Here is a 19444-nt window from a genome sequence, read left to right on the forward strand (position 1 = left end):
TCTCTTCTTGATTAACGCTTAGTGTTCTGCGCAGTGCTGATAGTCTTTGTCTGACTCTGTTTTCTCCACTCTGCAAGGACCTGTCCACTCTCATGTTCGCCCCGTTCTCACTGCGCATGCTGGCCGCTCTCGGCTTAGCACTCCTCACGCTGTCTGCGTGCGCAGTGGATAAGGACACCGCTGAGGATGCGCCGAAATTTACGGTCAATGGCACCACGTCACGGTCGGAGTCAGCGCTGACGGTGGCGGAGGGGACGTCGGAAAGCGCAGAGCCTACCGGGCTACACCTGCGCCAAGAGGATGGCTCCTTCCTTCTCACCACCAAGACCCCTGGCCCGGGACCCGTTGATGAAATCACCGCAAATTACTCTGAACTGGAAGAATACGGCTTCGGATCACTGCGCGCGGTGGTGGACAACTCCGGCTATGACGGCACCGTAAGCGGCTCGGCGCCCACCGGTGTGTTGCAGTGGGCTGTCGGCGGCATCTTCGTGCTCAATGCCCAGGCCATGAATCTCAGCGGTGATGAAGCAGACTTGGAGAATAACGCCGAATGGCGCGTTGCTCTGTTAGACGCCGAAGGAAATAACCACCTCGACGACGCTACACAGAGCGCTGTGAGCTGCAATTTCGGCGTCTGCACGTTGGCCGCAGTTCTGCAGGAACCCGGCAGCTTCACCGCCGAGATCACCATCCGTCAGGCGGGGTATGAGCCTTTCCTCATCCGTCAGCCCATCATCGTGGCGGCCTAGCAATGAACGCGCATCCCACCGCCTCCGGTCTGCCTTTGGATCTTGAGCCTGAGCTCATTGCCAAGGGCTATTCGCAGTTCCACCAGATCGGTGCAGGTGGCATGGGCACGATTGTCTTTGCCCGCAAGGAAAGCCTCGACCGCGAGGTGGCCATCAAGGTCATTGCCCAGCATGCGGCCGGGGACGATGAAGAAGTCCGCCGCTTTATGGCGGAGATGCGCACGGTGGCAGCGCTGGATCACCCCGCTATCGTGCCCATCTATGACGGCGACATTACCCCTGGCGGCGTTCCGTATTTCGTCATGAAGTTCCTGCGTGGCCCCAGTTTGGAGGCGCACATCAACCGCCGAATCTTGGAGAATTCCAAGTTCACGGTGGAGCAGACCGTGCAGCTGCTGACGCCCATCGCGCAGGCGCTGGATTATTTGGCGGCGCTGCCCTCCCCGGTAATTCACCGCGATGTCAAACCCGCGAACATCATCGCGGATAGTGATGCGAGTGACGAAGGATGCACCGTCATGCTCGCGGATTTTGGCATCGCCATCAATGAGGACACTACCCGAATGACTCGGGAGGGCCTGCGCGTTGGCACCGATGCGTACATGGCCCCGGAGCTCTACCCCACCCAGCTAGCACAGGCCCCACCGCAGCCCACGGCGGCCAGTGACCGCTACTCGCTGGCGCTCATCGCGCTGGAAATGCTTACCTTGGTCAATTTACGTCGCGCTACGAGCCCACAGCAGTGGGCGCACAGCCGCGTCATCCCAGAACTGACTCCGCAGAACCTGGCGCTTGCCGACGGTCCCTCAGCCCCCTCCCTCAACGCCTTCTTCGCCACCGCACTCCATCCGGATCCGCACCAGCGCTTTGCCACATCCACCGAGATGATGGAGGCTCTGGCTGCCGCAGCCGAAACGAAGGGTCCCGTCGAGGCATCGCGCACTGCCGCGCGGAGCGCAGCACCATCCACCACGCCCGCCAACGCCGTCCCGGCACGCGCAGCAGTCTCACCAAATGACGATGCAGAGCCTGCCCACTCGCGGCGTCGCCGTAACGTCCTGCTCGCCGCAGTTTTAGCAGGCATACTTCTTGTGACCAGTATCGCCGGTGGCCTGGTGCTGCGTGGGGCCGGCTGGGACGCCGAAGAGAAGGTCCTCGCCCAAGAGTTCCCACTGCTCTTCCCCAAACGCCCTGGCCGCGCACCGTGGAAGGACATGAATTGCCGCTCCGCGGAACCGGAGGCGGGCCAACGTGCCCGAATCATTTGCGAAAGCGATGACCTCACCTTCGTCGGCGCCGACTTCGGTACCGAGGACAACCGCGACGCCATCGTGCCGGACACCGTCGAGGAGCTTAGCAGTGATGCCTGCACCATCACGTCTGCCGAAATCCCCGACCAGCCCGGCACGTGGGGAATCTACCCCACCGGGGTATCAGCTCGTTTTGCCTTCGTTCTTGCAGGTCCCAATGCCGAAGAGGACCGCCTGAACCTACCCGTGTGCTAGTGTTGCGCTTCTTCTTTGCGTTGCCTCGTGGCATGACGTGTTGTCCCTTACACTGAAGGGCATTCGACATCGACCGCCGAAGGATCTCTTCTCATCGTGACTACGCTTCCTGACTTCTTCACTACCCAACACCAGCTGCGCGAACTTGCTGTCCTCGACCAAGGTGCCGGTTCCACGTTGTTTCTGGTTGAGGACCCAGCTCAGAATCAGCTCCTCGTGGAGTTGTTTTCCGCCGAGCACCGCGGCGTGCTGCGAGAAGCCGGCGTAGCTGGGCAGCTTCAGCACAGCGCCATCGCCCCCATCGTGGGCACTGGCACGACAACTAGCGGTCAAGAGTTCTTCGTGCGCCGCTGCTTTCCGGGTGAGCAGCTTTCGGACTACACCGGCTCCGGGGTGGGCGCGCGGCATCTCTCCCGGGAGGAAGCTCTGGCCACCTTTGCCCCGCTGGCTGACGCCGTGGACTTCCTGCTGCAGCGAGACCGCGCCGGTTATGCCCTGCGTGCGTTGAATCCGCGGCGCATCATCTTAACCAGCAATCGCTCGACGGCGTTCCTCGCCACAGTAGGCCCCGATGCGGCCTTTACTCCGTCCCGCGCTTCCGCACAGGAGGTCATCGGGCGCCTCGCGCACCTATTGTCCGCTGCCTATCCGGCGTTCCGCGCGGATGCGGCCTACCCTTCCGCCGCAGCCGTCCTCGAGGCTCTGCGCGCGCAGGGTTCCTACCACCAGGCGCCCCAGACTGCGCCGCAGCCAGCAGTTCACCCAGCCCAGCAGCAGCCTTTCCACCAGCCAGCGCAGCCTGAGCAGCCTAAGCAACCCAAGAAGAAGTCCTCCACGAAACTCCTGCTAGGCCTCGGTACCGGTGCTGTGGCCCTGCTGCTCATCGGTGGTCTTCTGTGGTTCTTCATCGGCCGCGCCTCGTGGTCCGAGCAGGAGCAGGCGCTTGCCGACGCCCACCCGGGCCTCCTCAGCTCCCGCCCCGGCGGCGAGGGCTTTGAGGGAGCGACGTGCGAATCCCGCGATCCGGAGGAAGGCCAGGAAGCCAAAATCACGTGTACCGCTGATGGGGTGACGTACTCGGTGGCGGGTTATGGGGACGTCGAGAAGCGCGAAGCGGCCGGCCCAGCCCAAGGCGGACAGGAACTCTCCAACGGACAGTGCACGGTGCATAGCTACGATCTGTCCGATGCGGAGCCGTTGTACTACATGGCCGCTGAGGATTCGGACAGTGCTGTGCTGGTGTGGGGCGAGAACGCCGAAGAGACGCGCCTGCGCCTGCCACTATGCTAGGCCACACGGTTAGCCCACGCGGTTAATTCACGCGCTTGAGCAGCGGCGCCAGCACCGCGATGGCGATACCGGCAATGCCCGCAAAGAGGAAGGCCCAGTGCGTTCCCTGCGCCGTGGCGGCGGCAGCGCTCAAGCCTGCCTCGGTACCCGCACTCGTACCGCGGGTCAGGAAAACTACGAGGAAGGCCGTACCCATCGCGCCCGCCAACTGCTGGAATGTGTTCATGATGGCAGAACCGTGCGAGTAAAGCTTCTCCGGCAGCGAGGACAGCGCGGTGGTCATCAACGGGGTCATCATGAGGCACATGCCCAAGGAGAACAGCACGTGCATGCCCACCACCATCCACAACGTGGAGGATTCCCCCAATGTGGCCAAAAGCCACAGACTCACCACCATGAACAGCGACCCCGGAATCATAAGCGGGCGCGGACCTAAGGAATCGAAGATGCGGCCCACAAATGGTGAGAGGAAAGCCTGCAGAATACCGCCTGGCATGACTGCCAGGCCGGTGGCGAATGCCGTGGCACCCAGGGTGGTTTGGAGGTAAATCGGCAGGACGGTCACCATGCCGAGCATGAGCCCGAAGGACACGAGCAGAATAATGACCGCTAGCGTGAAGTTGCGGACGCGGAAAGGGCGCAAGTCCATCAGTGCGCGATCATCCAGGGCGAGGCGCCGCTGGCGAAGAATGAAGAGGATAAGCCCCACTGCTCCGATGATGCTCACGGCCATCTCTACCCAGGCACCGCCGTTGAGCATCTTCTCAATCGAGGACAGTCCGTAGACCAATCCGCCAAAAGCAACGGCAGACAGGACTACGGAGAGGCCATCCAGCGGCACCTCGCGGCTTGCGCCCACGTTGCTCAAGCGCCACAGGCCCGCGACCAAGATAAGCGCCATGAGGGGAACCATGGCCCAGAAAATGACGTGCCAGGTAAAGCGGTTAAGAATCGCGCCACCAACCGTCGGGCCCAGGGCAGGTGCCACCGAAATCACGACGGAGATAATCCCCATCACGGTTCCTCGGCGTTGCGGCGGGACCAGGGTCATGGCCACGGTCATGAGCGTCGGAATCATCAGCGCTGTGCCACCTGCCTGCAGCACGCGGCCGAGGAGAAGAACGACAAAGCTCGGCGCAAGCGCCGCCACCACCGTGCCGACGAGAAACAGGCCGGTGGACGCGAGGAAGATCTGGCGAGTGGTGAGCCTTTCAATGAGGAAACCCGTCGTCGGAATCACCACAGCCATGGTGAGCATAAAGCCGGTAAGCAGCCACTGCGCGCTGGTAGCAGGGATTCCGAAGTCCGCCATGATCGTTGGCAGCGCCACCGACAGCGACGTCTCATTGAGGATCATGACCATGGCCCCCAGCACCAAGATGCTGAGGTTGATGACGACCTTTGCAGGGATCTCAGCGGACATGCAGCCAGCAACACCTTTCCACAACCACACCGCCTCGCCACGGTGGCTAAGCGCAAAGGGCATAGAGTACTACTCGCTGCGCACGGGCGCCACACGGAGCACAGCTATTGTGGCCTGGGTGACACTCCCCAAAATGTCAGCGGACAGAGTGGGTGAGATGGCAGGGTAAACACCAACCTGCCCGCTAGAGAAAGGCCCCATCGGATGCAGCGGGAGCTCCACCTCATCAGCCCTGCCGGGAACAGCATCATCGTGCGTCCCGGGCAGCAGCTGGTGGCGGGCCGCGACGGCGACTTTCCCCTCGCCCCTGAGGATGCCTCCATGCACCGCCACTTCCTCCGCTTTTGGCAGCAGGAAGATAATTGGATGGTGAGCAACGTGGGCAGCTTCCTAGCCGCCGAACTCTCCTCCCCACGCAGCCGCACCAACGGACCCATCCGGCTCGTTCCACAGAGCACCGCGGCCATCCCGGAGGGGACCTCGATGCTGTGCTTTACGACGCCCAGCGGATCCTACGAACTCACCGTGACGCGCAGCCAGCCCTAATCATTGAATGTTTATCGCTTAGCCTTGGCGTTTAACCTTGCGCTGAAATGAGCGCGCGGGCATTTGAGTCGAGAACAACGACTTCACCAGCACCTTCGATGCTGCATCCCAGCCAGCGATATTCTGGCTGGTCCGGCCAGCCGGCATCAGCGTTGTAGGAGCAGCTGAAGTCGTCCTCCATGAGGTAGCCGCGGTTGCCGCCCTCCATCGGTGCGAAGTCGTAATTCTTGTAGTAGTCAATAACTTCCATCGCTCGCGCACAATTCGTATCGTTTGTCTTGGCGTAGACGTACTCGCCGTTGCCTGCGTCCCCGCAGACCGTACCGATCGTGTCATGGCCTTCTGCATCCGGTTCCGGCGGGAAGGTCTCCGAGTAGTACTGACCCTGGTCCTTGACCGTGAAGTGGTGTCCGTCAATCGTCACCGTGAACTCGTCCTCGCTTGCGGCCTCAAAGGTCACTCCGGCCATGGAAACGGTGCTGCCCGCCTCAAGCGTGGTAGGAGGAGCACTATCACCGCCCAGCTTCAGATTGGGATAAAAACCTTTATCCGAGTCAAAATCGACGGAATTGGACAGCCAGGTCGGCAGACCACTTGCTGGGTACAGGGGCGGATCTGCAAAGTTAACGTTGCATCCAATCAACCCTTTGTCCTCAGTGACTGTGCAGGCTACGCGGTCATCTGGGCTGCCCACTCCATACACGGTGGAAGTTGCGTGGCTAGGTGCGTTGGTCGCAATAAATGCCTCTTTGTCTTTCTCCTGCAGTCCAGTGTCGTCTTCTTCTTTCTCTTCCTCCTCTCCAGTGGTCGTGGGCGCCGGACTTTCTTCGGAAGACTCAGCTGCTTCAGAGGACGTTTCGGCGGCGGAGGACTGCTGGAACTCTGGCTCATCGCTGGCGGTGTCAGTGGTAGACGAGCACGACGCCGCAGCGCAGGCGAGCAGCGCGACGGAAAGGATAGGGAAAAGCTTTTTCATACCTTGCATCGTTCCACGAGTTGGCAGCTCGCCTGGGAAAAGAAGAAACTTTTCTATAACAAAGCCCGCGCAGCCGAGACGACGGCGTGCGCGGGAGCGGAGCGGAAGCGTGAAAAGTTAGGCTTCCGGCTTCACAATCGGGAAGAGAACGGTCTCACGAATGCCCAGGCCAGTCAAGGCCATGAGCAGACGGTCAACGCCCATGCCGGTGCCGGCTGTCGGCGGCATACCCTGCTCCATGGCTGCCAGGAAGTCCTCATCCAACACCATGGCTTCCTCATCGCCACCGGCGGCCAAGCGAGCCTGGTCCTCGAAGCGCTCACGCTGGATAACCGGGTCCACCAGCTCGGAGTAGCCGGTAGCAAGCTCGAATCCGCGGACGTAGAGGTCCCATTTCTCGGTGACACCCGGCTTGGAGCGGTGCTGACGGGTCAGCGGGGAGGTCTCCACCGGGAAATTCTTCACAAAGATCGGACCTTCCAGCTGGTCCTCACAAAGAACCTCCCAGATTTCCTCGACCAGCTTGCCGTGGCCCCAGCCGCCGTTCTTCGGCACATCAAGACCAATGACGTCAGCGATGCCCTTCAGTGTTTCCACGTCGGTATCGATGGTGACCTCCGGCTGGCCCGGGAACTTGCGCTGCAGAGCCTCATTGAGGGAAGGGTACATCTCAATCTCCGGCCACTCCTCGCCGCCGAAGCCATACTCGGTGCCATCAGCCAACGTCACGGTGGTGGAGCCGAAGACGGCGCGGGCCACGGCCTGGATGGACTCGCGAGTGGTACGTGCGCAGTCGTCGTAGTCACCCCATGCGGCATAGGTCTCCAGCATGGCGAACTCTGGGGAGTGAGAGCGGTCCACGCCTTCATTACGGAAGTTGCGGTTGATCTCAAAGACACGGTCAATGCCGCCAACGACGGCCCTCTTCAGGAACAGCTCCGGAGCGATGCGCAGGTAAAGGTCGATATCCAGCGCATTGGAGTGGGTCACGAAGGGGCGGGCTGCCGCACCGCCATGCAGAGTCTGGAGCATCGGGGTTTCGATTTCTACGAAGCCCTCACCCTCCAGGTAATTGCGCAGCGCACGCATGACCTTCACACGGGTCATGGCATTCTTGCGAGCCTCCTCGCGCACAATGAGGTCATTGTAGCGCTGGCGAACGCGGGTCTCCTCATTCATGTCAGCGAAGGAGACCGGCAGCGGGCGCAGGGACTTAGCAGCCATGGTCCATGCGGAAGCCATGACGGACAGCTCACCACGGCGCGAAGCAATAACGCGGCCACGCACGGAGATGAAGTCACCCAAGTCTACGTCAGATTTCCAAGCCGCGAGGCGCTCCTCGCCTACCTCAGCCAGGGAGAGCATGGCCTGCACCTGGGTGCCGTCGCCGTCCTGCAAGGTGGCGAAGCACAGCTTGCCGGTATTGCGCATAAAGATAAGGCGGCCAGCAATAGCGACCTCAACGTCGGTCTCCTCACCAGCATTAAGGTAGGTAACTCCCTCATCACCGGCAGGCTCTTCGCCTTCAGCCAGCACCTGGTACTTCTGGCGCAGATCCTTCATGGAGATCGTGCGCTCAACGGTCACCGGGTAAGGATCGGTGCCGGATTCCAGCAAACGAGCGCGCTTCTCGCGGCGAATGCGCAGCTGCTCAGGGACGTCGTTAACTTCAGTATTCTTCTTCTCGCTCACGGTTGTCTAGGGTAGTCGATCCCTATGTGCGGGCGCGATCCCGGTTCACAGAGTGTTCACCTGAAGGACACGCGAGATCAAGAGGCTGGTCACCTTAACAGGATTAACTCAGAGCGTCCGATGCGACATCTCTGCGTATCTCAATTACTACGATCTCTGGAGCACCCCCATGGCACTTCAAGGCCGCAACCTTTTGACCAACATGTTCACCTCTTCTCGTTCCTCCCTTACCTGCACGTACAAGTGCGGTAACGCCTGCTTCGGCGAGTGCGAGAACACCTCTGATAACCCGTACTTCGGCGACCAGTTCTCCCGTCGTACCGCTCTGCGCGCCGGCGGCTTGGCTGTCGTCGCCGTCGGTGGCTCCTCCGCCCTGGCTGCGTGTGCCGCTCCGGGTGAGGAAGACTCTGCTGCTGGCAGCAGCGCCGCTGGCAAGACCTCCGAAGTCAAGGAATCGGAAATTGAGCTGACCTCCGCTGAGGGCATGCACTTCGAGAAGGTCGAGCCGAACACCAAGGATGAGGTTGTTATCCCGAAGGGCTACGAGCAGTCCGTTCTTATCGCCTGGGGCGACCCGGTCATCGAAGGCGCTCCGGAGTTCGATGTCAACAACCAGACCGCCGAAGCTGCTGAGAAGCAGTTCGGCTTCAACAATGACTTCGCTGGTCTCATCAAGCACCCGGATGACGAGAACCGCCTCATCTACATGTGCTCCCACGAGTACACCACTGAGCCGATGATGTTCCCGGATTACGATCCGGAGAACCCGACCGAAGAGCAGGTCAAGATTGGTTGGGCTGGCCACGGCCACACCATCCTCGAGGTCTCCAAGGTGGGCGACACCGGTGAGCTCAAGCGCGAATTCGGACCGCTCAACCGCCGTATCACCGCCACCACCCCGTTCACCCTGGTTGGCCCGGCAAAGGGCTCTGACTTTGTTAAGACTTCTGCTGACCAGAAGGGCGAGAAGGTCCTCGGTACCCTCAACAACTGCTCCGGTGGCGTGACCCCGTGGAACACCATGCTGTCCGGCGAGGAGAACTTTGACCAGTACTTCGCTGGTGGCGACGTCAAGGATGAGAAGGCAGCTGAGTCCCTCAAGCGTTTCGGCATCAAGGAAGGCCCGTCCGAGCGTAAGTGGGAGAAGTACGATGACCGCTTCGACGTCACCAAGGAGCCGAACGAGCCGAACCGCTTCGGCTGGCTGGTAGAGATCGACCCGCTCGATCCGGAATCCACCCCGGTTAAGCACACCGCAGTGGGCCGCTACAAGCACGAGGCCGGCAACATCCACATCACCAAGGACGACACCGTGGTGTGCTACTCCGGTGATGACGCTCGATTCGAGTACATCTACAAGTTCGTCTCCTCCAAGAAGTACAAGGAAGGCGACCTCAAGCACAACATGTCCATTCTGGACCACGGCACCCTCTACGTGGCCAAGATGGAAGGCAACTCCCCGGAGAAGGAAATCGACGGTTCCGGTGTCCTGCCGGAGGACGGCGCTTTTGACGGCTCCGGTGAGTGGGTCAAGCTGCTGACCTCTGACACCGAGAACGATAAGTACGAGTCCCACGTTGATGGCATGTCCGCTGAGGAAGTTGCCATCTTCACCCGTGAGGCTGCTGACAAGGTCGGCGCTACCAAGATGGACCGCCCGGAGGACGTGGAGATCAGCCCGGCCAACGACAAGGTCTACGTTGCTCTGACCAACAACAAGTACCGCGGTGCTACCGGCGAAAACGCCAAGAAGAACCAGGAAGACCCGATGGAGTACGCTCCGGTCAAGGAGAACAAGAACGGCCTCGTCATGGAGATCGAGGACGACCACGCTGGTGAGAAGTTCACCTGGAACCTTCTGCTGGTCTGTGGTGACCCGAAGGAAGCCAACACCTACTTCGGTGGCTTCGACAAGGAGAAGGTCTCCCCGATTTCCTGCCCGGATAACCTGGCCTTCGATAACCACGGCAACCTGTGGATTTCCACCGACGGCAACGCCCTGGATTCCAACGACGGTCTGTACGCCGTGACCGTTGATGGTGAAACCCGCGGCGAGCTCAAGTGCTTCCTCACCGTCCCGGCTGGCGCTGAGACCTGTGGCCCGATTGTTGATGATGACCGCGTGATGGTCAACGTTCAGCACCCGGGTGAGGCCGATGACGCCACCTTCGAGAACGCTACCTCCCACTGGCCTGACGGTGGCAACTCCACCCCGCGTCCGGCCGTGGTTGTGGTCTGGAAGAAGGACGGCAAGATCGGTTCTAAGTAAAGAACCTCCTCGGTGAGTAGCGCACCCACGCTACTCACCTGCTCGTCTTAGGACGAGCGCAGCTGGGCTTCGAGCACATCCTGCGCGAAGTCCCACAGCGGGGTCTTAGCCCCAGCTTTGGCGCCCATGCGTCGGATTGCTCCGACCTGGGCGTCAAGTTCGTTTGGTAGACCTTCTTTGATGTCACGCTGCATCGAGGACGTATTGTCCGGGTGCTGCTGGCGGGCGAACTCCATGGTCTGCTCGACCACATCGTCGGGCAGCTCTACGCCCATGCCGCGTCCGGCCGCCTCGACTTCTTTCATGAAAGCCTCCAACTGGCCGGGGATCTCCTGGCACAGGTAGCCAATGGGCTTGTCCACCAAGGCACCCAGGGCACCGGTGGAGGTGACAAACATGGCTTTCGACCAGACGTCGACAAGCGCGGCGTCATGGAATTTACTAGAAGCCCCGGACTCCTTCAGTGCTGCAGCAAGGTCCTTGCCGGCCTGGCGCACAGACTCTGGCGCGTTGGCACTCAACGGACCAAAGGCCAATGCCAAGGGCCCTGGGTTTCGCTTGATCCGCGCCGGGCTCAAACGCGTGGAATAAACGCGGGCCACACCAGCGAGGATGTTCTCCTCCCCAAATTCCTCAGCCGCCAGGTAAGGGATCTCCACCGAATTGTGGGTGGTCACGACCGGAACGCCCTGCAGGGCCGCACGGTCTTCGGCACTACCGAAGGTCTCGTTTCCTGGCAAAGCCTTGGAGGCAATAATCGCCACATCCAAACCACCCAGCAGTTCTTTGACCTTTGCGAAAGAACGCACACCGGGGACCTGAATAACCTCGGTCGTGGTGGGCTCGGAGTGCGCATCGATCAGCGTCACGCCCGTCTCCCCCAGCACCCGCAAGCTCTCACCACGTGCCACAAAGGCTACGTCGTGGCCTGCTTGTTTCAGTTTTCCGCCAAAGTATCCGCCGATCGCGCCGGCTCCCAAAATGCCAATCTTCATGCCACCAACCTAGCTGGTTGTAACGCATGCCACAGGCTTTTATCCACGCTGCTCCAAGTTGCGGAAGCCAATGCCCAACGGCACACCCGCGTTATCGATGAGCCGCACCCCACCCACGGTGGCGGCGATAAAGAGGCGGCCATCGCCCTCTGCGGGGGCCTCACCCAGGTCGCGCCCGCGCAGCTCCACGTATTTCGGCTCGACGCCTGCGGCGGCCAGCACCTCACGGGCGACGCGAACGACCTCCTCGGCCCCGGATTCCGCCGCGTACGCACCAGCGGTGAGTGCCGCTGACAAGGCGCCGGCTTGCTCGCGAGCTTCGGGTGCCACGTCAGCGTTGCGTAGACTCATCACCACCCCATCCGGCATGCGCACCGAGGGTACGCCCTGCACACGCGTACCAATGTTGAAGTCTGTAAAGGCCTGCTGGGTAGCCACGAGCAGCTCGTAGTCCTTCTCCCCCATGAACACATCGCTGGGCCCAAGCGCACAGGTCAGCGCCACAATGCGTGTCAGCTCGGCGCTGACGTCTTCCATTCCGTGATCGGGTGCAAGGATCCGCGTGCGCTGGCTCTGCTTGCCATAGCGCCACACCACGTCGACGCCGTCGAGGGCGGTGATGTCAGCGTCGTCGTCAACGGCGACGACAACCACGCCACCACGCACGCGCTGTGCCGCCTGCACCAGGGCCAAGTGACCCGCATGAATATCGCGGCCCAGCGGTACGAGCACCACGCGCTTGCCCGTCTTGCAGTAGGCGCTGCCCACCATGCGGATGCGCTCAATGTCCTCCACTAGGAGTTGTTCTGCCACGGCGCTTCCTTTCTTACTGCCCACAGTTCCAGTTCTTCAATCTTCTCCTGCTCGCCCACCATCCGGGCAACATCGCGGTAGTTGCGCGCCATGCCGAGCTCCACGGCGGCGGGGTAGGCATCGATAATGTCATCGGCGTCGAGGTCGAAGGAGCTGCCCATAAAATCTTCGATAATCTCCGCTTTTATCGACGCCCACGCGGTGAGTGCAGCGAGCATTTCCGCGTAGAACAGCCGCGCGGCTCGCTCGGCACGTTGTGCCTCAGTCACCGTTTCTGCGGTCTGGTGAATCTCTGAGAGCAACAGACTAATGACGGTCTCCGCTACCTCATCGGGTGAGCTCACCGCGTAGGAGTCACCCATTGGCGCTGCGGCAATCGTCACGCAGCCCTGCGTCTCCAGCTCATCGAGCGCCTCCACGCCGGCCAACAACGAGGTGTGGATGACGATCTGTCTCGGGCGCACGTGCTTTTCGACGTCCCCCACTGCCCCCTCCAGCTCCCTCGCCGTCGCGGCGAGAATCAGCGCATCGAAGCGGTCCAGCTGGGCGGGATCCCCGAGGCGTTCGATAGTGTGGCCGGCTAACTCCAGACGACGAGCGAAGTTAATACCGGCTCGGGAATTACCCCACACCGCTACCCGCATGCGTGGTGCCTGCATCTACTTCTTTTCGTCCTTGTTCCGCTGTTCCTTCCCGCGCTTGCTGCGCGCCATGAGCTCAGCCACGGAGACCGCGCCCTCGCGCTTCTCATCACTGCGGCGGCGGCCGCGAGTGCCCTCTGCCGGCGCTGCCTGCTGCGCGCTGCCTTCCTCGGGCTTGCGGTGACGGTGGTGCGGCTGCGCGGAGCCAGCTTCCTCCTTGATGTGCTGCGCACCTGCAGCACCCTGGTTCCACTGCACGGCTTGGAAACTATCGGTCTTGAATTCCGGCTGCTTCTGCGCCGTCGTCTCAGACGACGGTCCACCTTCTGCGCGCTTAACCGATTGAGCAGGCTGCGCAGGCTTCGGCGTCTGTGCAGATCGCGTCGGTTGCGGCGTCTGCGTCGGCTGCGCGGGCTGGTCCTCTCGGCGCGGCTCGCCCATCGGGCGGAATGCCGGGGCCTGGCCCTGCGAGGAGCGCGGCGCGCCAAACGGTGCCGGTCGTGCTCCCTGCTCCTGCGAGCGCTGCGGCTGTTGCTGCGAGCGCTGTGGCTGCTGCTGACGAGTCGGCTGCTCCGCCGGCTGCGGCTGTGGCTTACCGGCAGGCTTGGCTGCAGGCTTCTCCGCAATCAGGTTATCCAGCGGGTTGCTTACCGGGTGGGTGGGCTGAGTGCCGAGGCGGCCCGCGACGGCGTCGGCAGTCGGGGCACCGCCAGACTTCTGGGTGAAATTCACGGAGTTGGCATCGCCGCGCTCATCCACGCCGGCGCTGCCGGCCTTGCGCTCCAGCTCCTGGATGCGGCGAGCCTCCGCATACAGGGCTGCGGGTTCGTAGACCCACTCGCGGCCCGAGATTTCCTCAATCTGGGAACGGATGGCTTCCAGCTCAGAACGGATCTCTGCGAGCACCTCGCTGTTATCCGCTGTGGACGCGCCGGAGGCGGTCAGCGCGGACGCAGCATGAGCGCGCTCCACGGCAAGTAGCTCCTTGGCCTCCTGCGCCTGGCGGCGGTAGCGCACCACGAGGAAGAAGCCGAGAACCGCTGCCCACAGCGCAGCAAGCAGCGCAATCTTGAGCGCATTGACCGAGCCCCAAATGAGCATGACCAGGCTGGCAATCACGGCCAGAATGACCAAGATGATGAGACCGATAGAACCGGCGTCCGTCTTCGACTCGGACTGGGGCTCAGGCTCAGAAGTCGGCGGCGTGGCCTGTGAAGGTGCCGGCTCGTGCGGGGACTCGGGGGCATGCTGCGGGCTCGTCATGACCACTAACTTACCGCTTGTGCCCCGTCTGTTGGAGGTGGAACCTCGCAGTGTCGCTCCAAGACCACACCGGCTACGCTCATGGCCGCACCACCCAGCGCGGAGGCAAGCACTCCCGCCAGGTCACCGGCGGCAGCCACGAGTTCGCCGACGCGCGGCACGACGTACACGGCGATGCCGGCATAGGCCCCACCCACGATGGCGCCTGTCCATGCTGATGCTTTTCCTACCAGCAGGAATTGCGCAATAGTCATGGGGTTAAGCTGCGAGTTGTCCAGTCCGATGCCGTGCTCATCCTCCTTGGCACTGCGCACTTTGAGAGTAAGGACGCCGCACACCACCGCCATGGCCCACAGCGAAATTGAAACCGTCACCGGAATCGCCAGCATGGAACCATAAAAGCGGGTAGTGAGGATAGCAGCCGCGGCGGCCACAAACAGGGCCGTTGCGACGAGCGCGCTTATCGACGTCCTCGTCATCACTCCCTCACTTCCTTCACCGCCGCAACCTCTTCTTCGTCGAGGCCGGCGATGAGCTCGCGTACTGAGGTGCCGTTGAGCTCCGCGTCTGGGTCCGCAGCCAACCATGGCACGAGCACGAAAGCGCGCTGGTGGGCATAGGGGTGCGGCAGGGTGAGTTCTGGGTCCTCGGAGGTCACTCCGTCGACCTGCACGATGTCCACGTCCAAGGTCCGCGGACCCCAGTGCCGCACGCGCACGCGCTCAGCGGCTTCTTCTAGTTTTTGTCCGCGGCGCAAAAGCTCCAGCGGAGTACAGTCCACGTCCACGATGAGCACCGCGTTGAGGAAATCTCCCTGGTCGGTCACGCCCCATGGTGGGGTGGCATAGACCGGAGAGGCGGCGATGGTCTCATCGGCAAACTCGTCGAAGACGGTCTGGAGGAGCGCGCGGCGGTCTTCCATATTGGAGCCGATGGACAGCACGGCGCGCATTAGCCTGCCATCCTCTTCCGAGAGCGGCGGGCTACAACGGCCACGTCGGCGAAGGTGCGTGGGATGGGTGCCTTCGGCTTGTGGATGGTCACCTCGATTGCGTGAAGAATCTCGAAGCGCTCCATTGCAGTCTCGGCGACCTCCGCGGCCACTGTCTCGATGAGATCGCGGGACGGGCCTTCGACGATGTTTGCGGTGACGTCGGCAAGCTCGGCGTAATTCACTGTCCGCGACAGGTCGTCCTCGATGCCTGCAGTGTCTAACCAACAGGTGACATCCACGATGAAGGGCTGCCCCGTCTTCTTCTCTTCCTCGAAGACACCGTGGTAGCCAAAGCATTCCAAGCCAGTAAGTTCGATGCGATCCGCCATGTTTTAAGCCCTTCCCAAAGAAGTCGAGACCACCGTACCGCCGTCAGCGCCGTTGGCATAGCTACCGGAGGCATGCGCGCCGCCCGTGTACGCCGCGCCAGAATTCCAGGCAGCAGCCACGTCCACGGCATCGCGCGAAACATCCACCTCATGCACGCGCACGCCCCACGCGCCCATCTGCGCGGAAATGGCCGTCACTGCTGCAGTGGCAGGGTCCGCGAGCAGCGGGCTGGACTCGGCACCACGATCCTCCCGGATGGCAGCCAGAAAACGCTTGCGGGAGGCTCCCACAAGCAGCGGGAACTCGCCTTGGAGGAACTCCGGCAGGGCCTTGAGCAGCGCCCAGTTATCCTGTGGGGACTTAGCAAAGCCTAGGCCGGGGTCGACCACGATGTTGTCGTGGCTAACGCCGGCGGCCAGTGCGGAATCCGCCAGAGCCGCCAAAGAATCGTGCACATCGCGCACCACATCCCCGCCGTGGTCCGCCACGCCGGCGGCGCTGCCGAACTGGACGGTGCGCCAGTGCATAAGGCACACCGGCAGACCCGTGGCAGCCATGGTGCGGTACATGTCCGGGTCGGCAGCGCCACCAGAGACATCATTGATCATGTCCACGCCGGCCTCGGCCGCCGCTGCAGCTACCGACGCCCGCATCGTATCCACCGAGGTCTTAATCCCCTCCTCGTGCAGCGCCTTGATGACGGGCACGACGCGGCGCTCTTCCTCCTCGGCAGCTACGCGCACCGCACCGGGGCGGGTGGATTCGCCGCCGACGTCAATCATGTCCGCGCCCGCTTCCACGAGGTGGCGGGCGTGGGCAAGAGCATCATCCACCTTGATCCAGCGCCCACCGTCAGAGAAGGAATCCTCCGTGACATTGAGGATTCCCATGACCAACGTGCGGCCGGGGACGGTGAGGTTGCTGACTGCCATAGGGGTTAGCTCCTAATCAGGCTCATGACCTCCGCACGGGAGGCCGCGTTCTTCTTGAAACCGCCGCGCACGGCGGACGTCGTCGTAGTCGCGCCCGGTTTGCGGATGCCGCGCATAGCCATGCACAGGTGCTCGCATTCGATGACCACGATGACGGACTGGGCGTGGAGAACCTCCACCAGCGCATCGGCGATCTGGCTCGTGAGGCGTTCTTGTACCTGCGGGCGCTTGGCGTACATGTCTGCCAGGCGTGCCAGTTTGGACAGGCCGGTGACGTGGCCGTCGGGGCCAGGGATGTAGCCGATGTGCGCCGTGCCGTAGAAGGGAACGAGGTGGTGCTCGCACGTAGAGTAAATGGGAATATCGCGCACGAGGACTAGCTCCTGGTGCTCCTCAGCGAAGGTCTTGTGGAGGACCTCCGTGGGGTCTTCGTGCAGGCCAGCGAAGACCTCCGCGTAGGCGCGGGCCACGCGGGCAGGGGTCTCGCGCAGGCCCTCTCGGTCGGGGTCTTCGCCCACGGCGATGAGCAGCTCTCGTACGGCGGCTTCTGCGCGCTCATGGTCGAATTCGCGCTGCGCCGGGATGTTATCGCTCATTGTCCTGGCCGTCCTTGTACGGGTTGCTGCGGTGTTCCTGCTCGCCCCAGCCGGGTGCACCCCAGCCGTGGTTTCCATGACCGTCATGACTGTCCGGCTTGGCGTGACGTCCACGACGCTCCGCCTTGCGCTGCGGCTCCGGAGCATCTGTCACGCGCGGAATCTCCTGGGTCTCTTCGTTGCTGAGTCCACCCTGGGCGTTGCGCAGTTCCTGTTCCGGCACTTCCTGCTCGTGGCCGGTCGCATCGGTGACGGGCTTAGCTTCAGACTCACCGAAGAAAGTATTGCCCTGTTCAGGGTCCACCACGTCACCGGCATGCTGGCCAAAGCTGAAGCCGATTTCCTTCTCCGAAGCGGTGGGATCAGACTGCCCCTTTTCCTGGGCGGCGAGGCGGCGCTCGCGGGCGGCCCGGGAGGCGTCGAGAAGCGTCATGCGCTTCGGCAGCTCCTCACCGCGCTCCTTGGCCAGTTCTACCGGGGTCTTCACCGGCTCGCGGCCGGCCTGGCGCGGGAAGCGCTCGTCCTCATTCGGGAAGACGTCAAAGGCCTCGCGCGGCTCGATGCCCTCAAAGATGCCCTCGAGGTCCGGGCGGCGCAGGGTCTCCTTCTCCAGGAGCATCTCCGCCAGGGTGTCGAGGTAATCGCGGTGCTCAGACAAGATGTCATAAGCCTGCTGGTGCGCGCTGTTAAGGAGGTAGGCCATTTGCTCATCAATCTTGGCGGCAATGGCGTCGGAGTAGTCGATGGTCCCGCCGCCACCCATCTGGCTGAAGGGATCACCCTGCTCCTTGCCGTACTTGACGGTGCCCAAGTCCGGGGAGAAGCCGTACTCAGTAAGCATGGACCGCGCAATCTTGGTGGCATGCTCAATGTCGGAGGACGCACCGGTGGTCGGTGCACCGAAGACCAGCTCCTCGGCAGCACGGCCTCCCATGGCGAAGACGAGGCGCGCGAAGAGCTCATCGCGGGTATACATGCCCTTGTCGTCTTCCTGCGCGGTCATGGCGTGGCCGCCGGTGCGTCCGCGGGCCAGGATGGTGACCTTGTAGACGCGCTCAATGTCCTTGAGCGCCCACGCGGCCAGCGTGTGGCCGCCCTCGTGGTAGGCGGTGACCTTCTTCTCATGCTCGGAAATGATCTTGCCTTGGCGGCGCGGGCCGCCAACGACGCGGTCGGTAGCCTCTTCCAACGCGTCATAGGTAATGACGTTGCCGCCGATACGGGCGGTGAGCAGGGCGGCCTCGTTGAGCACATTGGCCAGGTCGGCGCCCGACATGCCGGCGGTGCGCTTCGCCAACTGGGCCACGTCCACTTCCTTGGCCAACGGCTTGTCCTTGGCATGCACGCGCAGAATCTCTTCGCGACCAGCCAGGTCCGGGTTGGTCACCGGAATTTGACGGTCGAAGCGGCCCGGGCGCAGCAGAGCCGGGTCCAAGATGTCGGGGCGGTTGGTCGCGGCGATGAGGATGACGCCCTCGCGGTCACCGAAGCCGTCCATCTCCACGAGGAGCTGGTTGAGGGTCTGCTCGCGCTCATCGTGGCCACCGCCGGTACCGGAGCCGCGCTGGCGGCCCACGGCGTCAATCTCATCAACGAAGATGATGCACGGGCTATTCTCCTTGGCCTGCTTGAACAGGTCGCGCACGCGGGAGGCACCGACGCCGACGAACATCTCCACGAAGTCGGAGCCGGAAATGGAGTAGAAGGGCACACCGGCCTCGCCCGCGACCGCGCGGGCCAAAAGAGTCTTACCGGTACCCGGCGGGCCGTAGAGGAGCACGCCGCGCGGAATCTTCGCGCCAAGCGCGTGGTAGCGCTCCGGATCATCAAGGAAGTCCTTGATTTCCTGCAGCTCATCCACTGCCTCGTCCGCACCGGCCACATCCGCGAAGGTGTTGGTCGGCATATCCTTGGTCAGCTCCTTGGCCTTGGAGCCACCAATGCCAAACATGCCGCCAGCGCCCTGCTGCATGCGCGACATCATCCAGAACAACAGCGCGAAGAGCAGCAGCATCGGCAACAGGAAGCTAATCATCGAGCCGATGAAGGAATCCTGCGTGACCTTCGTTTGGTACTTCTCAGCACCAGAGTCCTTAACTGCGTTAAAGACCTGCTCGGAGGCGCGCGCCGGGTACTTGGCAATGACCTCCTCGATGCCCTCCTGCTCTTCCACCGTCACCGGCTTCTTGAGCTTGAGGCGCACTTGCTGCTCACGGTCGTCGATCTGCGCTTCTTCGACGTTCTTGGAGGTCAGCTGCTCCATGGCCACCGAGGTGTCCACCTGCTTGAAGCTGCGGGCATCGTTGGTAAAGAACGTGAATGCGTACAGCAGGATGAGGACCAGGCCCGCGATGGAGCCGTAGCGGATGATGTTCTTGTTTTTCATTAACTACCTTGCACAATTGCGGCTTAAAGCGCCGGACAAGA

At 62.4% G+C, this 19444-nt stretch carries 18 protein-coding genes; 5 read left to right on the forward strand and 13 right to left on the reverse strand.

From position 1 onward, the window contains the following. Positions 1-92: 92 nt before the first annotated feature. The 3 genes from NX84_RS11230 to NX84_RS11240 all read left to right on the forward strand — a co-directional run bounded on the left by NX84_RS11230 (position 93) and on the right by NX84_RS11240 (position 3547). A complete protein-coding gene (locus NX84_RS11230; RefSeq protein ID WP_039676610.1) occupies positions 93-752 on the forward strand; it encodes a hypothetical protein in 660 nt (219 codons plus the stop codon). Between the two features lie 2 nt (positions 753-754). Next, complete coding sequence (locus NX84_RS11235) at positions 755-2257, forward strand: serine/threonine-protein kinase (protein ID WP_039676611.1); 1503 nt, start codon at positions 755-757, stop codon at positions 2255-2257. 96 nt (positions 2258-2353) lie between these two features. After that, on the forward strand, positions 2354-3547 hold the full coding sequence (locus tag NX84_RS11240; protein ID WP_039676613.1) for a serine/threonine-protein kinase: 1194 nt from the start codon (positions 2354-2356) through the stop codon (positions 3545-3547). Positions 3548-3569: 22 nt separating this feature from the next. On the opposite strand, the gene NX84_RS11245 is transcribed toward NX84_RS11240, so the two are convergent. Continuing rightward, positions 3570-4970: an MDR family MFS transporter gene (locus NX84_RS11245; protein WP_039676615.1), complete on the reverse strand. Its 1401-nt coding sequence runs from the start codon at positions 4968-4970 to the stop codon at positions 3570-3572. Between the two features lie 204 nt (positions 4971-5174). On the opposite strand from NX84_RS11245, the gene NX84_RS11250 reads away from it, so the two are divergent. Continuing rightward, the gene (locus NX84_RS11250; protein ID WP_039676617.1) at positions 5175-5516 is read left to right on the forward strand and encodes a hypothetical protein; all 342 of its coding nucleotides are present in this window, start codon (positions 5175-5177) and stop codon (positions 5514-5516) included. A gap of 31 nt (positions 5517-5547) precedes the next feature. Here the strand turns inward: NX84_RS11250 and NX84_RS11255 are convergent, their stop codons facing one another. Continuing rightward, positions 5548-6492, reverse strand: a complete 945-nt coding sequence (locus NX84_RS11255; RefSeq protein ID WP_052319768.1) for a hypothetical protein — start codon at positions 6490-6492, stop codon at positions 5548-5550. Positions 6493-6609: 117 nt separating this feature from the next. Next, positions 6610-8184, reverse strand: a complete 1575-nt coding sequence (gene lysS / locus NX84_RS11260) for a lysine--tRNA ligase (protein WP_039676618.1) — start codon at positions 8182-8184, stop codon at positions 6610-6612. Positions 8185-8353: 169 nt separating this feature from the next. Between lysS and NX84_RS11265 the strand changes: the two genes are divergently transcribed. Beyond that, positions 8354-10453, forward strand: a complete 2100-nt coding sequence (locus tag NX84_RS11265) for a PhoX family protein (protein WP_039676619.1) — start codon at positions 8354-8356, stop codon at positions 10451-10453. 47 nt (positions 10454-10500) lie between these two features. On the opposite strand, the gene NX84_RS11270 is transcribed toward NX84_RS11265, so the two are convergent. Genes NX84_RS11270 through ftsH form a run of 10 tightly spaced genes read right to left on the reverse strand, consistent with a single transcriptional unit; the run spans position 10501 to position 19403 of the window. Then, positions 10501-11448 (reverse strand): 2-dehydropantoate 2-reductase, encoded by a 948-nt coding sequence (locus NX84_RS11270; RefSeq protein ID WP_039676621.1) that lies wholly within the window; start codon positions 11446-11448, stop codon positions 10501-10503. A 39-nt stretch (positions 11449-11487) separates the two neighbouring features. Then, complete coding sequence (locus NX84_RS11275; RefSeq protein WP_052319771.1) at positions 11488-12219, reverse strand: pantoate--beta-alanine ligase; 732 nt, start codon at positions 12217-12219, stop codon at positions 11488-11490. Between the two features lie 23 nt (positions 12220-12242). Then, positions 12243-12920: a Rossmann-fold NAD(P)-binding domain-containing protein gene (locus NX84_RS11280; protein ID WP_052319769.1), complete on the reverse strand. Its 678-nt coding sequence runs from the start codon at positions 12918-12920 to the stop codon at positions 12243-12245. Further along, entirely contained in the window at positions 12921-14165 is a 1245-nt protein-coding gene (locus tag NX84_RS11285) for a DUF6779 domain-containing protein (protein WP_039676673.1), read from the reverse strand. A gap of 5 nt (positions 14166-14170) precedes the next feature. Then, positions 14171-14644, reverse strand: coding sequence for a DUF3180 domain-containing protein (locus tag NX84_RS11290; RefSeq protein WP_039676625.1), 474 nt, complete (start codon positions 14642-14644; stop codon positions 14171-14173). Then, positions 14644-15117: a 2-amino-4-hydroxy-6-hydroxymethyldihydropteridine diphosphokinase gene (gene folK, locus NX84_RS11295; protein WP_039676627.1), complete on the reverse strand. Its 474-nt coding sequence runs from the start codon at positions 15115-15117 to the stop codon at positions 14644-14646. Before folK ends, NX84_RS11290 begins: the two co-directional genes overlap by 1 nt. Beyond that, a complete protein-coding gene (folB, locus tag NX84_RS11300) occupies positions 15117-15488 on the reverse strand; it encodes a dihydroneopterin aldolase (RefSeq protein ID WP_039676629.1) in 372 nt (123 codons plus the stop codon). The genes folK and folB overlap by 1 nt, the downstream gene beginning before the upstream one ends. A gap of 3 nt (positions 15489-15491) precedes the next feature. Beyond that, positions 15492-16421 (reverse strand): dihydropteroate synthase, encoded by a 930-nt coding sequence (gene folP, locus NX84_RS11305; protein WP_039676631.1) that lies wholly within the window; start codon positions 16419-16421, stop codon positions 15492-15494. A 5-nt stretch (positions 16422-16426) separates the two neighbouring features. Then, positions 16427-17017, reverse strand: coding sequence for a GTP cyclohydrolase I FolE (folE, locus tag NX84_RS11310; protein WP_039676634.1), 591 nt, complete (start codon positions 17015-17017; stop codon positions 16427-16429). After that, a complete protein-coding gene (gene ftsH, locus NX84_RS11315; protein WP_039676636.1) occupies positions 17007-19403 on the reverse strand; it encodes an ATP-dependent zinc metalloprotease FtsH in 2397 nt (798 codons plus the stop codon). Before ftsH ends, folE begins: the two co-directional genes overlap by 11 nt. Positions 19404-19444: the final 41 nt, after the last annotated feature.

This window comes from Corynebacterium minutissimum, from assembly GCF_000805675.1.
Classification (GTDB): domain Bacteria; phylum Actinomycetota; class Actinomycetes; order Mycobacteriales; family Mycobacteriaceae; genus Corynebacterium; species Corynebacterium minutissimum.

Coding starts and splice junctions, on each gene's coding strand:
- NX84_RS11230 (WP_039676610.1), top strand. CDS start 93: ATGTTCGCCCCGTTCTCACTGCGCATGCTGGCCGCTCTCGGCTTAGCA.
- NX84_RS11235 (WP_039676611.1), top strand. CDS start 755: ATGAACGCGCATCCCACCGCCTCCGGTCTGCCTTTGGATCTTGAGCCT.
- NX84_RS11245 (WP_039676615.1), bottom strand. CDS start 4,970: ATGTCCGCTGAGATCCCTGCAAAGGTCGTCATCAACCTCAGCATCTTG.
- NX84_RS11250 (WP_039676617.1), top strand. CDS start 5,175: ATGCAGCGGGAGCTCCACCTCATCAGCCCTGCCGGGAACAGCATCATC.
- NX84_RS11255 (WP_052319768.1), bottom strand. CDS start 6,492: ATGAAAAAGCTTTTCCCTATCCTTTCCGTCGCGCTGCTCGCCTGCGCT.
- NX84_RS11265 (WP_039676619.1), top strand. CDS start 8,354: ATGGCACTTCAAGGCCGCAACCTTTTGACCAACATGTTCACCTCTTCT.
- NX84_RS11270 (WP_039676621.1), bottom strand. CDS start 11,448: ATGAAGATTGGCATTTTGGGAGCCGGCGCGATCGGCGGATACTTTGGC.
- NX84_RS11275 (WP_052319771.1), bottom strand. CDS start 12,219: ATGGTGGGCAGCGCCTACTGCAAGACGGGCAAGCGCGTGGTGCTCGTA.
- NX84_RS11280 (WP_052319769.1), bottom strand. CDS start 12,920: ATGCAGGCACCACGCATGCGGGTAGCGGTGTGGGGTAATTCCCGAGCC.
- NX84_RS11285 (WP_039676673.1), bottom strand. CDS start 14,165: ATGACGAGCCCGCAGCATGCCCCCGAGTCCCCGCACGAGCCGGCACCT.
- NX84_RS11290 (WP_039676625.1), bottom strand. CDS start 14,644: ATGACGAGGACGTCGATAAGCGCGCTCGTCGCAACGGCCCTGTTTGTG.
- folK (WP_039676627.1), bottom strand. CDS start 15,117: ATGCGCGCCGTGCTGTCCATCGGCTCCAATATGGAAGACCGCCGCGCG.
- folB (WP_039676629.1), bottom strand. CDS start 15,488: ATGGCGGATCGCATCGAACTTACTGGCTTGGAATGCTTTGGCTACCAC.
- folP (WP_039676631.1), bottom strand. CDS start 16,421: ATGGCAGTCAGCAACCTCACCGTCCCCGGCCGCACGTTGGTCATGGGA.
- folE (WP_039676634.1), bottom strand. CDS start 17,017: ATGAGCGATAACATCCCGGCGCAGCGCGAATTCGACCATGAGCGCGCA.
- ftsH (WP_039676636.1), bottom strand. CDS start 19,403: ATGAAAAACAAGAACATCATCCGCTACGGCTCCATCGCGGGCCTGGTC.